Source organism: Hymenobacter metallicola (genome assembly GCF_004745645.1).
Lineage (GTDB): Bacteria > Bacteroidota > Bacteroidia > Cytophagales > Hymenobacteraceae > Hymenobacter > Hymenobacter metallicola.
Genome location: NZ_SRMB01000003.1, coordinates 333984 through 349096 on the forward strand (window position 1 = coordinate 333984; position 15113 = coordinate 349096).

A 15113-nucleotide genomic window follows, 5' to 3' on the forward strand; every position below is an offset into this window, starting at 1 on the left:
TTGCCTCTATACTGCCTTTTTCTTCTAACGCCTCGCTCCTTGCTCACGTTTCTTGCCCCTTCTGGTTTGCTGGCACTGCTGGGCGTAGCAGTTCCCGTAGCCATTCACCTCTGGAACCGGCGGCCGGGGCGCGTAGTGCAGGTGGGCAGCATCCGGTGGCTAACGGCTGCCGCCAACCGCCGCTTGCGCAACCTGAAGTTGGAGCAGCTTGCCTTACTGCTGCTGCGGGCGTTGCTAGTCGTTATGCTGGCCCTGGCCGTGGCGGGCCCCGTGTGGCGGCGCCCGGCCCCGCCCCGCCGCGGCCAGGTACTGATTAGTGCTGATTTGCTGAACTCCGAGTCGCTGGCCGCCGTGCGCCCTACTATCGACTCACTCCGGCGCCGGGGCTTCACGCTCCGCCAGCTGCGCCAGGGTTTCCCACGCATTTCGGATACCGTTTGGCAACAGAAGAATCAGCCTGTTTCAGTGCCAGCTGCTGCTACTGCCAACCTGCATTTCTGGCCCCGCGTGGCCCAGGCCGCCGACTCTTTTCCCCACGAGCCGGTATGGGTGTACACCTCGACTACGCAGCGCCATTTTGCGGGAAGCCGGCCCGCCCTGCCCACTTCGGTGCGCTGGCAGGCAGTACCGTTGCCCGCTCCCGCAATAGCTTGGCTGAGCAATGCCAGCTTAACTACCCCTGACAGTCTGCGTCTTGTCGGCAGTCGGGGCACCGACGAAGCAGTTTTCACGACCTCCCGGACCGTTGCCCGCCCCCGCCAAAGTCCGGCTGTGCTGCCCCGGGTAGCCGGTTTACCGCCCCTGCACTACCATTCCGAGGCGGGCCGAAGCGTTATTCGGGTGGCCATGCCGACCGATACGCTACAGGTGCCGGTACTGGCGCAGCCAATGCGGGTGTGGCTCTACCACGATGCTGCCTATGCCCCCGACGCCCGCTACCTGCAGGCCGCTTTGCGCGCCGCCGGTGTGGGCTTGCTGCCCCGCCTGGAGCTGACGGTTTCCCGGCAGCTGCCCCCTGATGAAGCTTCGCTCAACTGGCTGTTCTGGCTACACAGTTCCCCGATTCCAACGGCCTGGCAACAACGCGCCAGGCAGGGCTTAGCCATTTGGCAGTCCGCCCGAGGCCCGGGCGTGGCTCAGCAAACCGTTTTTGGGGTAAATCCTGCTGAGCTTACCTACTCCCTTACCCGCCTCGATACCACCAGTCACCCCGGCAGCCGACTGGTGTGGCAGGCCGCTACTGGCCGGCCGGTGCTGTCTTGCCGAACAGTGGGCCGGGGTGCTATCTACCAATTTCACAGCCGCCTCCACCCGGCCTGGGGCACACTAGTAGACAGCCCCGAGCTACCCGAGCTACTCCTCTCCCTGCTCCAACCGTCCACGGGCCAGCCTGCGGAACCGCACGACCCGCGCCAGCTCGACGCTGGCCAGGTTGTGCGCCAGGAAGTGGCCCCGGCCGACCGCACAAGCACGCCTAGCCCAGCCCCAACCGATACGGACTTGCGCGCCAAGCTGGTACTGCTAGCTGCTGTTCTCTGGGCGTTGGAGCGGGGCCTGGCCCAACGCTTCTCCGCTAAACCAACGAGCGTATGAGTGTCGGCAGCAACGTACTCACTTCGGCCAGCCCTGGGCTGGCGACTCTGCTGCCGCGGGTGCAGCAGCAATACCGTTGGCGGCGTTCTGCCATGGTGCTGCTGCCAACCGTCCTTTGGGGAGCGGTTATGCTACTGGCAGCGCGCACCTTGCCCCAGCTGCACGTACTCGTAGCTGGCCTGGCTCTATTGGGAGCGGGCCTAGCCAGCTGGCGGCTAGGAACTATCTGGCGGCAGCCCCTAGCAGCCCTTGCCCGGCAGCTCGACCGGCAGTTTGCCGACCTGGAAGACAGCACCGGGCTGCTGCTGCGCCCTGTCACCGAACTCAACCTGCTGGAACAGTTGCAGCAGCAGCGCACTGCCACGCGCTTAGCCAACCGGCTGGCGCAAGCCCAGCCGCTGCTGTCCGTGCGGGTCGGTCCATCTCTTGGGCTTGCGGCCGGGGCTTTAGCAACAGCAGGTGCCCTATGGCTCTGGCAGGCTCCTGCGACTAAGAGCCAAGTTGAAACCGCACCCAACGTAGCCCTGCACTTCCCCAGTCAGCTGGCCAAGAGCACTACCGCTGGGGCCCGCATTGTAGAAACGCGTATTCGGATTATTCCGCCGACCTATACCCGGCGACCCGCTTTCATGGCGGCCGAGCCCTCCTTCCGCTGCCCCCAGGCCTCCCGCGTGCAGTGGACGGTGCTGGTATCGGGTGCGGCAGAACGGCCCCAGCTGGAAGTCGGGCGCCAGCGGCTCCCGTTTCAGGCAGTGCCGGGGCGGGCGGGCCAGTTTACGGTTGCCTATACGTTCCGGATGTCTACGCTCTACCGCATTCGGTTTGCGGGCCGGGTTTCCGACGACTACGCCGTAGAGGTACAGCCCGACCGTGCCCCGGCTATTCAGCTGCGCGCCCCTAAACCATATACTCTGGTAGAGTTTGGCCAGAAGCCGGAAGTAGCCGTTCGAATTGCTCTAAGCGACGACTACGGCCTGGTGCGGGCCCGCTTGGTTGCCACCGTAGCGCAGGGGCAGGGCGAAGCTGTCAAGTTCAAGGAGGTGGCCACCGAGCTGAACGGCTCCCTGCGTGGCCAGCCCACCCAGGCCAACCTTACCCACCTGCTACGCCTCCCGAGCCTGGGCCTCACCTACGGCGACGAAGTCTACTTCTACGTGCAGGCCTGGGATAACAACCGCCACAGTGCCCGCTCCGACACCTATTTAGTGCAGTGGGAAGACACAACTGTGGATGACTCCGGCTCGGACATGGCCATGGGGGTAAACGTGGTACCCGCCTATTTTCGCAGCCAGCGCCAGGTAATCATCGACACGGAAAAGCTGTTGGCAGAGCGGCGTCAGCTCGAGGCCAGTGCCTTCACCACGCGCTCCAACGACCTGGGCCACGACCAGAAAGTGCTTCGCCTGCGCTACGGCAAGTTTCTGGGGGAGGAGTTTGAGGAAAGCTTTGGCCAAAGCGCTACCGTTCCGCCCGGGGCAAATGCCGACAATAACCACTCCGACGAAGCGGAGCACGCCGAAGAGGCAGAAGCCGGCCATGACCACGGCGGCACCGCACCAGCCGACGCCTCGCCTTCCGTAGTAGCCGAGCAACTGCTGGATACCTACGTGCACCACCACGACGACTCCGAAACCGCCGATTTTCTGGAACCCGCCGTGAAAGCCAAGCTACGGGGGGTGCTGAGTCAGATGTGGGAGGCCGAGCTGCGCCTGCGTACCGCCCGCCCGGCCGAGGCCCTGCCCTACGAGTATCGCGCCCTGCGTCTGCTCAAGCAAGTGCAGCAGCAAACCCGGGTTTACGTGCGCAAGTCGGGTTTCGAGCCCCCGGTTATTCCCGAAGCTACCACCCGCCTCACCGGGGAGTTGGCCACGGCAGCCGCGCCTCGGCTTCAGCAGCAGGTTCGCCCCGCTCCAACTCAGCCCGCAGTCCGAACGGCGCTACGGGTGCTGGCAGCCCTGCACCAGGGTACGGCAGGCAAGCCGGCCGATGCAGCAGTGCTAGAGCAAGCTAGCCCGGCCGTGGCCCAGGCGGCCCTGCGCAACCCGGGCCGTTATTTGTCGGCAGTGCGGCAGCTGCGGCAGCTTACTTCCGAGCTGCGCAATAGGCGCAAACCCTGCCTGAGCTGCGTGGCTACGATTGAGGCCGCTCTCACTGATCTGCTTCCCCAGCCCGCACCCGCTCCTACTCGTGTAGCCGGCCCCACTCGGCTGGCCCGCCGGTATTTCCAGGAACTGAGCCGGTAAATATGTCTGCTAGGATGTTGTCTTCCCCCACCTTTTACTTGCTCTTGCTGGTTTGCCTGCTGCTTGCTCTGGGCCTAACGGTAGCAGCCCTGCGGCGAGCCAACCGCCAGCGGCTGCTACTGCGCCTTCTGGCCAGCTTGCTGGCAGTAGCGGGCCTGTGGTTTACTGCTTTTCCACCTCGGCATCTCGTTTACGGAGCCAGTCGGGAGGTTGTCGTGCTCACACCTGGCTACCACCTCGACAGCGTCCGGCAAGTGCTGCGGCGGCTGGGCCCGGCTACTCAACTATGGCGCCATGGCTATAGCACCATTTCCGACACACCCACGTTACACAGCTTGCTTCTGCTGCGTGAGCAGTATCCTGCACTGCAACGCTTGCATGTGCTCGGCCGGGGGTTGCCCTCAACTATCCTAGCAGAAATAGGCTCTTTGCAGATAGTGGCTCATGAGGCCCCAACAGTTGGTTTTCGACAGGCTACTTGGGCGCACCGCTTCGAACTGGGTCAACCACTGTCCGTGGCCGGTACTTTTGCTGCTTCCCCAAGTAATGCTGCTCAACCCCTGTGGCTAAGCCTGCGTGGTCCCGGCCGCAGTGCCGACTCCGTTCGGCTGCCCTTCGGTCAGGGGGCGTTCCGCCTCCAGCTTCTTCCTAAAGCCGCTGGTCTGGCAGTGTATCAGCTTGTTGCCCGGCGCGGGGGGCGGATAATGGCCTCCGAGCCCATACCGGTCGAAGTAACGTCCCCGCAGCCACTGCGGGTACTATTGTTAAGCAGCACGGCTTCTTTCGAATTTAAGTTTCTGAAGAACTACCTCGGTGCCCAGCAGTACCGCGTAGCCTTGCGCGCGGGCCTTAGTCGGGGACTTACGCAAACGGATTTCCTGAATCAGCCCGCCCACGAGCTAGCTCGGCTCACGACTGGGTTACTGGCCCGCTACGATGTAGTCATTGCCGACGCGGCCTCGCTGGCTGCTCTCCCCCGACCTGAAGCCCAGACCCTAACCGGGGCCCTGCGGGCTACCGGGCTGGGCCTTATCGTGCTGGCCGATGCTGGGGCTTTGCCTCGCTCCGCGCCGGGCCGCAGCAGCTTCGTCGTAGTGCCGCACGTGGCCCCCGCTCCCGCCCGCCCCCAACCTCTCAAATGGCCTGATGCACCGGCCGCAGCATCCGCTTTTGTTCCGGCTACGCTACGCGTAGCCCCTACGGCCCGCACCCTGATTACGGACAACCGACGGCAACCCGTGGCAGCCACTCAGCGGCTGGGCATGAGTACGGTTACGGTTACAACAGTAGCGCAGACGTATCCGTGGGTTTTGCAGGATGCCGAGAAAACGTATGCGGCGTACTGGAGCCTGCTCTTGGGAGCCGCCCGCCCGTTGCCGACTCAGCCTACTTGGCAACTGCTTACGGCCTGGCCCCGAACCCACGAGCCGACCTTTTTGCGGTTAACCACCCCTACAGTTCCCCAGACCCAGCCTATTGTTTCAGGCCCACCACCCACCCGCCCGATTACGGTAGCGCTTCGGCAGGAGGTGCCAGTGGCGGAATGGCTGACCGGCGTATTCTGGCCCGCCGCATCGGGCTGGCACCGGGCGCAGCTTGCCGGGCAGCCCACGCGCGCTTTCTACGTGTATAAGCCTCAGGATTGGCAAGGCCCCGAGCAAATCTTACGGCAGCAGGCTGTAGAGCTTCAAGCAAAACCGGAGACCCTTTCTACTGCGAATCAGCCGATTGAGACATATCAGCCTTACCCAACTATCTGGTTTTTTAGCCTATTTGTGCTAGCCGCTGGCTTTTTGTGGCTGGAAGAAAAGTTCTAACCCAGCTAAGCTAGTAGCGAATATCCGGATGCCCGTTCAGCAGCGTATCCTCAGCATCACCTACCCGATACTCGCCTACTGCAAACACGGTTGCTCCCGCCGCCGAGTCGGACTTCTCTTGCGCTAAGGCGTTTTCCGCGGAGCTGCGAGCAAGCTCAGCCTTACTTTTAGGTAAGGAGCTTCTGTTCAACGGGCTAGAGTCCCGGGTGGTTGAATTAGACAAGGCAAATAAGAACTAGCTGGGAAAAAGGCAGGGGCGAATATTGCACTAAAAATATTAAATATTTAACCTATTCGTTATTAAATATTAGCCCCGCTTGACCGGCAAACAAAAACGGCCCGCTTTTCCGAAAGGAAAAGCGGGCCGCTCGAGCTTACAAGCCAGCCAAAGCTGGCGCGTAATTACTTCTGCTCGGTGGTAGTAGTCGTGGTCGAAGCCTCGGTGGTAGCAGCGGGAGCAGCAGCAGCCGTGGTGTCGGTCGATACAGTCGTGGTGCTAGCCGAATCCGTAGTGGTCGTGGTAGCAGCAGCATCCGTAGCAGGAGCTTCAACAGTCGTGGTCTCGGTGGTTTCAGCAGTCTTCGACTCGCACGAAGCAAGCGTGGTAGCGAATACGAGAGCCAGGGCAGAAACCTTCAGGAGATTCTTCATTTTGGTGTTACGTTTGGAAAATTTTAGTCTGAAAAACGCCCTTCATACTGTCTTTTGAAGAAGGTAACCCGACAGTAGAAAAAATATTTTTCGCGGGTTACCAAAGGGTTGGCACTGTATTAATCAACAAAGCGAATGGGCAAGGGTATTCCTTCCTACACCGATGAAGAGTTCGTGGCGGCCATCCGCCGCGGCGACGACCGGGCGCTGGCGCAACTCTATCGTCTGCATCTACCAATGGTTTCGCACTATGTTCTACAAAACAGTGGAACTGAAGACGAAGCTAAAGATGTGTATCAGGAGGGCGTGATGGTGTTTTATGAGAAGGTGCGTGAAGGCTCCCTGGAGCTAAGCTGCCAAATCAAAACCTACCTCTACGCCGTGTGTCGCCGCCTCTGGTTGAAGCGCCTCGCTGAGAAAACCCGCTTTGGCGGCCGCCTCGACGACCACGAACCCTACCTCGAAACCGGCGCCGAGGCCGACCTCGATCTGGCTGAGGAGCGCGACAAGCGCTTCGCAACGATGAGTGAGGCCTTGGAGCGGGTGGGAGAGCCTTGCCGCTCGCTTTTAGAAGGATTTTACCTGCTGGATAAGTCTATGCAGCAGCTCACGGCGGAGTTTGGCTATACCAATGCCGACAATGCTAAGAATCAAAAATACAAGTGCCTGGTGCGCCTGAAAAAGTTGTTTTTCGCTCATTACAAAGGGGAAGAATCGTTTTAACCGGTGCGCTTATGCTGGCCGAGCACCCACTCGGCTCAAGACTATGAAAACGGAAGCTGACTATTACGCTTTATTTGAAGCCTACCGCAGCGGTGAGCTAGCGGCCTCGCAACGCGCCGACCTGGAGCACCGCTTGGCCGCCGACCCCAACTTTGCCCAGTTGTTTGCCGACTTCACCGAGCTGACTTCTACACTGCATGGCTACGGGGAACGGCTGGCCACGCGCCGCAAGCTCCACGCTATCCAAGCCGATCTGGATGCTGAGCAAGCCGTCCGTCTGGAGGAAGGAGAAACGCTGGAAACGGGTATCCCGACCATGCCCCAGGTATATATCTCGCCGGTCGAGCGTAAGCTGCGCGCGTTCTGGGGAGCGCACCGGGCCACGGCAATGGTCGCGGCCTCCGTAGCTGTTATGGCGGTGTTTGCCACGCTGCTGGGCCTGGAGTGGTGGCGGGCAGCCCAGCAGCGGCCTTCGCTGTATGGCTACACCGTGCTTCGGCGCGAAGTGGAGCGCATCAAGCAAACTCAGAAGGCAATGAACCGGGCCATCAACCAAATTGATGGGACCAAGCCCGAGACAGAGCTGAACCCCGGTAAATTCAGCGGCACTGGATTTGCCCTGACTGCCGACGGTTATTTGGTGACCAGCTACCACGTGATTCAGGGTGCCGACTCGCTGCTGATTGAAAGCCGGGACCGGCAGCGCTACCGCGCCGAACCCGTGTTTACCGACGTGGCCCACGATCTGGCTATTCTACGCATCAAAGACCGCAAGTTTAGTGGCTTTGGCCGCCTGCCCTATTCGTTTAAGCGCGGCACGGCCGACCTAGGTGAAAAGGTGTTCACACTGGGCTACCCCCGCGAAGATGTAGTATTTGGCGAAGGGTCGCTAAGTGCCCGTTCGGGCTTCGAAGGCGACACTGCTTTTTACCAGATTTCTATTCCGGTGAACCCCGGCAATAGTGGTGGCCCGCTGCTTGATGACCGGGGCAACCTAATCGGCATCATCAGCGGCCGGCAGATGGACATGCAGAGCGCTGCGTTTGCAACCAAATCGTCGTACCTGATGCGCTTGGTTGACTCGCTTTCGGCGGTTGGTACGGCTCAGCCCTACAACATGCCCCGTACCAATCTTATGGCTGGTACTTCGCGCCGCCAGCAGATTCGTAAGCTACAAGACTACGTGTTTGTTGTAAAAGTCTACGAATAAGCCCTGCTCTACAAACTTTACCGCTTCAAAAGCCCCGCCTGCAGCGGGGCTTTTTTGTTGTCTACCGGTATTCTTGTGAAGTGAAATACCAAGTGCTTTTGCTTGAGCAGCAACTAACTTCTCTTTCCACAACAAAAGAAGCGTTGACCGACCAGGCTACCAAGGCAGATTTGGTGGCTACTAAAGCTCGGCTATAGGGTTAGAAATGTTAGTGAGCGTTGGAAAAAGCGTAGCCAACCAATGGCTTTTTGCGTACAGGCCTTTCGGTGGTATCCCCACCATTACTGAACGACACATCCACCAACACCTACACCTCCGCTATGGAATCACAGATGGAACAACAACTGGAGAAAATTATGCCTGAAGATCTGGCCCGTACCTTCGAAAGCGCATATCACGTGCTGGTACAAGGCGACCATGATCATATTGATGATTTACTCAGACATGGTGGTACGCTGATCAAGAAAGCGGCTCAGCGTTTCACGCCTACCCAACTTATCCTGGGCATTGCAGCCGTAGCAGTAGTGGCAGTAGTAGCGGTAAACCGCTCTATGCAACAGGAAGACACCACGGGCCACGACGAGGGCACCTCTGCCGAGCCCGTGAAGGAGCCCAAAGCAAAAGCAACTGGTAACACTGCCAACAAAGGCAATCAGGAAAATAAGGCTGGTCAAGAACACCAGGGTCACTAGGCGAGCTGTATACGCCAAAACAAAGCCCCGCAGGTTTGGTAACCACCAAATCTGCGGGGCTTTGCACATTCACATCATCATGTGGTGCTATTTTATTGCATTAAGCAAATATCATTGTCTAATATTGCAACATCAAAATCAAAAAACATCTACTCAAAATACCAAGATTTATGAAAGCAATTTTTCTCTTCGTTCTCGCCTCGGTTCTGGTTTCGCTCCCCGCTGAAGCTAGTGTCGCCCTGGCTTCTCCTGCAACAGAGTATTCTGTACATGATGCTGGCGTAAGCACTACTGAATCAGGTTTGGGCCTATTCAAGCGTAAAAAATATAAGTATAAGAAGCGGCGCAAATCAAGCAAGAATCGTCGTCAGCATCGCCTCTTCGGCCGCTAAAGGGTTGTTTAAACGAGCTTACAAGAAGCCTAGGTTCTGATTATCCAATCAGGTCCTAGGCTTCTTTTATTTGCATCTAAATTATTTTTATTTGTTATTAAACAATAATAATTTATCATTGCAGCAAGTCATTGTATTCATTATCAATCAGTACTCGCCCCAACTTCTATGAAAACATTTAGCCTCCTTTTGCTAGCTGGTATGGTAAGCGCCGATGTGCTGGCGGCTTCGGTTGCGTCTCCCGTAGCATTGTCAACTACCAGTAATACGTGTTCCGTACTGCCAGCAGCGCAAAGCACTGCGGCCGATGCTCTCAAGCGACGGAAGCGTAAAAAGTCCCGGCCCGCCTACCGCCGCTTAGGTACCCGACAAACCTACAGCTATTAACCTAAGCGGCTGGAGCCAGCACCGCCGGATCGTTGTTGGCCGGCGAGTTGACCAGCGTGCTCACCACATATTCCTGCATCAGCGCGGCTGAATACGGTTGTAGCAGAGCCTGATGGCTACTATTGGGCTGGCCATCATCGAGCCAAGCTAACTCAGCCTGTCGGTCGGGCAGAATTACAGGCATGCGGTTGTGCAACTGCATCATCAGCTCGTTGGGCTCGGTGGTGATGATGGTGAAGGTAGGAACCACCTCCCCCGAACTTCGGTCGACCCACTCATCCCAAAGGCCCGCAAAAGCAAACGGCTGCTCATTGCGCAGCAAGATCCGGTGGGGCGTTTTTGGGCCTTTGACGGTGGGGGCGGTTTGCTGCCATTCGTAGAAACTGTCGGCCAGCACGAGGCAGCGGCGGCGCTGCAGTAGCTGCCGGAACGACGGTTTCTCAGGCAGGGTCTCCGCCCGGGCGTTAATCGGCTTGGGTGCTGCTTTCACATCTTTAACCCAACCGGGAAGCAAGCCCCACTGAAACAGCTGAATGCGGCCCGGCTCGGTGTTCGTAATGATGGGCAATTGCTGGGAAGGCGCTGCATTATAGGTCGGCGGTACGGGCTCCAGAAAGCTGGCGTCGAAGCGCTCCTCAATAACGGGTGCCGGGGTAGTGAAGGTATAACGGCCGCACATAGCTGGAAAAGTGGTTAAGCAAAGCAGCAGCTTTGCCGGTGAAAAGGCATTCTGGGTACGCCTTTCCATGACCGGGAGTTGTACCGCCGTTAGGGTCCGAGTATGTATGACCACGTATATTTTGCCCGCCTGTAGTCTGCACGGCTGGATTCGGGCTGGCGGCGCATCGCATAGGTATGTGACCTAACGGGCCATGAAGCAACACGACGCCGTCGGCAAAAGCCAACGGCGTCGTGTTGTTCAGCCAGAAGATGCAGCCGTACCAGTTGCGGCTTAGTGGCGTACCAGCGGAAACACGAGCTGGGTAGCGGGGCCACTTACCTGCACCAGATAGGTACCGGGCGCCACTCCTTGCACGTCGAGGGGCTGTTTCTGGGCCCCAGTAGCCAGGTAGCGGCGCAAAACACGTCCCGTTAGGTCGGTGAGCTGCACGGCAAGCTCTCCGGCGGGAAGCCCGGTCAGGTCGAGTGTAGAAGTACCAGTGCTGGGGTTAGGATACACGGAAACGGCCAGCTTAGGCTTGCTGCTTTCCGCAAACTGCACGGTACGCACGGGGCTAAAGGAAGTAGCGCCATTCGTATCGACCTGCCGCAACCGATAGTAGATAGGCTGACGCGACAACCGGGACGCCTGCTTATCCCGGAACTGGTAGCGGGACGCGGCAGAAGTAGTACCGTGGCCGGCTACCGTGCCGATAGCCTGGAAAGTAGTGGCATCCAGGGAGCGTTCTACCTCGAAGTGGTCATTGTTTTTTTCCGAAGCGGTGTTCCAATTCAGCACGGCATCTGCTTGGTCGGCCGTAGCGGTGAAAGCCGTTAGCTCCACGGGCAAAGGGTCGCCGACGCTGGTGACGAGCGAAGCGGTGTTATTGCTCATCGTAGGATCAGGCACGGAAGAAGTAGAAGTGGCCTGGCTGTTCATCGTAGCCGGCTGCGAAGCCGGCACCCGGAAAACGGCGGTATTCACAATCGGCGCGGCGCCATTCGCCACAGAATTAACGACGGAATAGGTAATCCAGCCCGTGGTGGGGTCATACGTGCCATTGGGCGCCGTAACAGCAGCCTGGGACAAGCCGGCCGGTATGCGCAGCTTGGGCACCACGCTCAGCGCCGTTACACTACCTCGGTTGGCCGTGGTCATGGTATACGTCACGACGTTGCCCCGCGAGGTGTTGGCCGGACCACTGAGCGTAGCCGCGAGGTCGGCTCCCTGCACCGTTATGCGGATGTTGGCCGGGCTAGACGTGTAGTCTTCGCCCAGAATAGAACGCATGGTGTAGGGAATTACCAGGGTACCGGCAAAGGTACCGGAAGGCGTAAAAGTGACTACCCCCAGCGCATCGACAGCAAAACTGCCTTTGTCGGGTACCGCGAGGGTTTTCTGGATTCCAGCCGTGGTAGGGTCCAGGTCGACGGAGGTAACGTCGATGCTGCTGCCAGGGGCTACATCATTGGCCAGCACCGGAATAATCAGGGGCACGTTGTAGACCGTGCTTACTACGTCGGTGTTGGCAAAGGGCACCTGTACGATGTTCAGGTTACGAATTTCGTGAATGTTGGTGCTGCCACCGGTTGAGCCCGAAAAACCCAGGCGCAGGTTGGGCGGCGGGGTGGGCACCACGAAATTGTCGATGGCGGTGCGCACCGAATTGCCATGCTGAATCCGAACTGAAATGCGGTAGGTTGTCTCGGTTCCAACGGTGGTTGGCACCACGTCGATGTAGGCGCGGCGGTAGTCGTCGGAGCCGGGTTGGGCGCGGGCCGTGGGCACGTCGATGCTAAAATCCAGGGCACCGGGCTGGGTACCGGTCAGGTAGGGGTAATCCGTTGAGGCCGAGCCGTCGCCGGCCCCGCGAATGGCAATACCATTGGGCACCTTACCCGTGGCATCGAGGACAGCACTGCCGCCCGAGCGACCTTCGGCCCCGTTAGAGAAGTTGCCAAACTCGTCGATACCGATACCGATATAGCCTTTGGACACGCCAGCGGCCATGGGGTCGATGGTTTTCTGGGCGTACCCCAACGAACCGCCCGAAGCCCCGATACGAAAGCCGCCGGGCTGGTTGGCATCGACCAGGAACACGCTGAAGCCATCGGCGCCAGCCGTTGTGGTTTTGCCGTAGGAGAAAAACTCAAACGAGATGGTAAAGCCGGCCGAAGACGGGAAGCCGACATTGTCGATGGCGTAGCCGGCCTGGTTGGTTTCGGCGTCGGTGAGGCGCAGGTAGCCACTACCCACGGCATCGGCGGTGCCGCCGGTTCCGGTCAGGCGGGCGTCGCCGCCAAAGGTGAAGTTGGAGGCGGTGCTTCCTTTAAAGGTTTCGTTGCGGGGAAAGGCTGATACGACCTGGGCCTCCGCGGCGGAAGAAAGCAATAGGCTGCCGGCTACAGCCCAGATGGTTTTACGCCAACGCTGCACCGCAGCGCGGGTAGATGAAATAGTACAAATTGCTTGCATAGCGCATGGTTGAAAGATTGGAAATAGAGCGGCGTATGCAATAGGTCCTCAATGAAACTAAACTTTAGATTGAAAGGCAACTAGGTGTCCAAGGGAAATATTTATTAAGTGCAAACCGCACCGTAAATACTTTGTCCAATCATGTTATTTTTAATTAAAGTCATATTAATTTATTACACAATATCCACCTTATATTACCCAATATATATTCTTCATTACCACCTAGCGCTCTGGCAAGCCACGCGCGCTGACGGTAGAAAACTTGCACGTATTTAATCCAATTCCTACCTAGTCCGGAACCAGTGCCTTGGTGCCCCGCTGATGCCGCTTGCAACGTGGGGAAGCAGCTTTCAGCCGACTTTTGCATCCTTTGCCCAATCACCCATTACCTTTTCCTATGAATGCCTTGCGCATAGCAACTCTGCTAGGCAGCCTGCTGGCCGCCGTGCCGGTAGCCCAGGCCCAAAAAGCCCTGACCTATACCGTTGATATTGATCCTAAGACGGAAGACCTGTTTCAGGTGCAGCTCGAGACGCCCAAGCTGCGCCAAGAGCAGAATGTGTATCAGTTTGCGGCTACGGCCCCGGGTACTTACCAGATCATGGATATCGGGCGCTTCGTGCGCAAGTTTGAGGCTTTCGACGCCAAGAATCAGCCCCTGGAAGTCAAGCAGCTCTCGACCAACCAGTGGCAGCTACAGGCCCCGGAGAAAACCCGCTTTATCCGCTACACCATTGCCGAAACCTGGGACACGCCGGTAAAAGAGCACCGCGTGTACCGCATGTGCGGCACCTCCCTGGAAGCCGACCACGCGTTGCTCAACGGCCAGGGCATTTTTGGCTACCTGCAGGGCTGGCAAGACAAGCCCCTGCGCATCAAGCTGAATTATCCCGGCGACTGGAAAATCGGCACGGCCCTGACCACGGACAAGCAGGGCTACTACACCGCCAAAAACTACGACCACGCCGTAGACTCGCCGTTTTTACTGGGCCGCCTGACCGAAGCCAAAACCAAGCTCGGCGACGCGGAGGTGGCGTTGTACTGCTACTCGAAGACCGACCAGGTGAAGGCCGAGCCCCTGCTAGGCTACATGCAGCAGATGCTTAATGCGGCCCAGGCTTTTCTGGTGCAGCTGCCGGTGAAGCGTTACACCTTCCTCTACCACTTCGACGACCAGAGCCACGGGGCCTGGGAGCATTCCTACTCATCGGAATACGTGCTGCGCGAAGCGCCCCTGACGCCGGAGTCAGCGAGTCAGATTACCAGCATTGCCGCCCACGAGTTTTTCCACGTCGTGACCCCGCTCAACATCCACTCCGAAATCATCGAGCAGTTCAACTTTGTGCAGCCCACGGGCTCCGAGCATTTGTGGCTGTACGAGGGCACGACGGAGTGGGCGGCGGGCATGATGAAGCTGCGCGGCGGTTTGGTGCCGTTAGATGAATACTTAAAGGAGCTGTCGGGCAAGGTGAGCTACGACCACACCCGGGCCGACACGACCTACTCGCTCAGCAAGCTGGGCCTGAACTCGTTCAGCGACGAAGGGCAGCGGCAGTACGGCAACATCTACCAGCGCGGAGCCATGACGGCGGCTCTGCTCGACCTGCGCCTGTTGGAGCTGAGCGGCGGTAAGCGGGGCCTGCGCGAAGTGATGAACGAGCTGACCAAACGCTACGGGCCCGACAAGCCCTTCAGCGAAAAAACCTTCTTTGACGATTTCACCAAAATGACCTACCCCGAAATCGGGGACTTTTTCACGCGTTACGTAAAAGACGCCCAGCCCCTGCCCCTGCAGGAATACTACGCCAAAGTAGGCATCCGCTACACCCCCGTGCTGCACACCGGCCGCCAGGTTACGTCCCTGGGCGCCGGCGGCGTCTCGTTTGCTTCCAGCGGCACCACGGTGCAGTTCGACGCGGTACCGGCCACGCTGCAGGCCTGCGGCATTGCCTCCGGCGACGAGCTGGTGGCCTCGGGCAGCACGGCCATTACGCCCTACACCCTGAAGCAGGCCCTGACCGAGCTGAAGGCCCGGAAGCCCGGCGAGGAATACGAGTTGACTATCCGGCGCGGCGGGGCGGAGAAAAAGGTCCGGTGCCAGCTGGTGGCCCAGGAAGATATCAAGCGCTACGACTTTGCCGTGGCGCCCGACGCGACCCCAGCCCAGCTGACCCTGCGCCAGGCATGGCTGAAAAATCTCTAAGGCTTTTACTTCCCGCAACATCAAAAAGCCCGGGCTGCTACGGTAGCCCGGGCTTTTTCGTGCATC

11 protein-coding genes are annotated in these 15113 nt (G+C 59.0%); 8 read left to right on the plus strand and 3 right to left on the minus strand.

Annotated features, from left to right (window positions below; genetic code table 11):
• The first annotated feature begins 39 nt into the window (after positions 1 to 39).
• From E5K02_RS16645 to E5K02_RS16655, 3 genes are read left to right on the plus strand one after another with little or no spacing between them, the layout of a single operon-like run.
• Positions 40 to 1593: a BatA domain-containing protein gene (locus E5K02_RS16645; RefSeq protein WP_167856455.1), complete on the plus strand. Its 1554-nt coding sequence runs from the start codon at positions 40 to 42 to the stop codon at positions 1591 to 1593.
• Entirely contained in the window at positions 1590 to 3836 is a 2247-nt protein-coding gene (locus E5K02_RS16650; RefSeq protein ID WP_135396340.1) for a DUF4175 family protein, read from the plus strand. Before E5K02_RS16645 ends, E5K02_RS16650 begins: the two co-directional genes overlap by 4 nt.
• Positions 3837 to 3850: 14 nt before the next feature.
• Positions 3851 to 5653 (plus strand): hypothetical protein, encoded by a 1803-nt coding sequence (locus E5K02_RS16655; RefSeq protein WP_135396341.1) that lies wholly within the window; start codon positions 3851 to 3853, stop codon positions 5651 to 5653.
• 402 nt (positions 5654 to 6055) lie between these two features.
• Here the strand turns inward: E5K02_RS16655 and E5K02_RS16660 are convergent, their stop codons facing one another.
• On the minus strand, positions 6056 to 6304 hold the full coding sequence (locus tag E5K02_RS16660) for a hypothetical protein (RefSeq protein WP_135396342.1): 249 nt from the start codon (positions 6302 to 6304) through the stop codon (positions 6056 to 6058).
• A gap of 135 nt (positions 6305 to 6439) precedes the next feature.
• Here E5K02_RS16660 and E5K02_RS16665 point away from each other — a divergent pair, with 135 nt between their 5' ends.
• The 4 genes from E5K02_RS16665 (at position 6440) to E5K02_RS16680 (ending at position 9321) form a co-directional block, all read left to right on the plus strand.
• Positions 6440 to 7027: an RNA polymerase sigma factor gene (locus tag E5K02_RS16665; RefSeq protein ID WP_135396343.1), complete on the plus strand. Its 588-nt coding sequence runs from the start codon at positions 6440 to 6442 to the stop codon at positions 7025 to 7027.
• Positions 7028 to 7070: 43 nt separating this feature from the next.
• Positions 7071 to 8237: a S1C family serine protease gene (locus tag E5K02_RS16670; RefSeq protein WP_135396344.1), complete on the plus strand. Its 1167-nt coding sequence runs from the start codon at positions 7071 to 7073 to the stop codon at positions 8235 to 8237.
• A gap of 320 nt (positions 8238 to 8557) precedes the next feature.
• Positions 8558 to 8929, plus strand: a complete 372-nt coding sequence (locus tag E5K02_RS16675; protein ID WP_135396345.1) for a hypothetical protein — start codon at positions 8558 to 8560, stop codon at positions 8927 to 8929.
• A gap of 170 nt (positions 8930 to 9099) precedes the next feature.
• Complete coding sequence (locus E5K02_RS16680; RefSeq protein WP_135396346.1) at positions 9100 to 9321, plus strand: hypothetical protein; 222 nt, start codon at positions 9100 to 9102, stop codon at positions 9319 to 9321.
• A gap of 388 nt (positions 9322 to 9709) precedes the next feature.
• Here E5K02_RS16680 and E5K02_RS16685 read toward each other — a convergent pair whose 3' ends face one another.
• A complete protein-coding gene (locus tag E5K02_RS16685) occupies positions 9710 to 10387 on the minus strand; it encodes an SOS response-associated peptidase (protein WP_135396347.1) in 678 nt (225 codons plus the stop codon).
• A gap of 273 nt (positions 10388 to 10660) precedes the next feature.
• The gene (locus E5K02_RS16690) at positions 10661 to 12844 is read right to left on the minus strand and encodes a T9SS type A sorting domain-containing protein (RefSeq protein ID WP_135396348.1); all 2184 of its coding nucleotides are present in this window, start codon (positions 12842 to 12844) and stop codon (positions 10661 to 10663) included.
• Between the two features lie 397 nt (positions 12845 to 13241).
• Between E5K02_RS16690 and E5K02_RS16695 the strand changes: the two genes are divergently transcribed.
• Positions 13242 to 15047 carry a M61 family metallopeptidase gene (locus tag E5K02_RS16695; RefSeq protein ID WP_135396349.1) on the plus strand — a complete coding sequence of 602 codons (1806 nt, stop codon included), beginning with the start codon at positions 13242 to 13244 and terminating at the stop codon, positions 15045 to 15047.
• Positions 15048 to 15113: the final 66 nt, after the last annotated feature.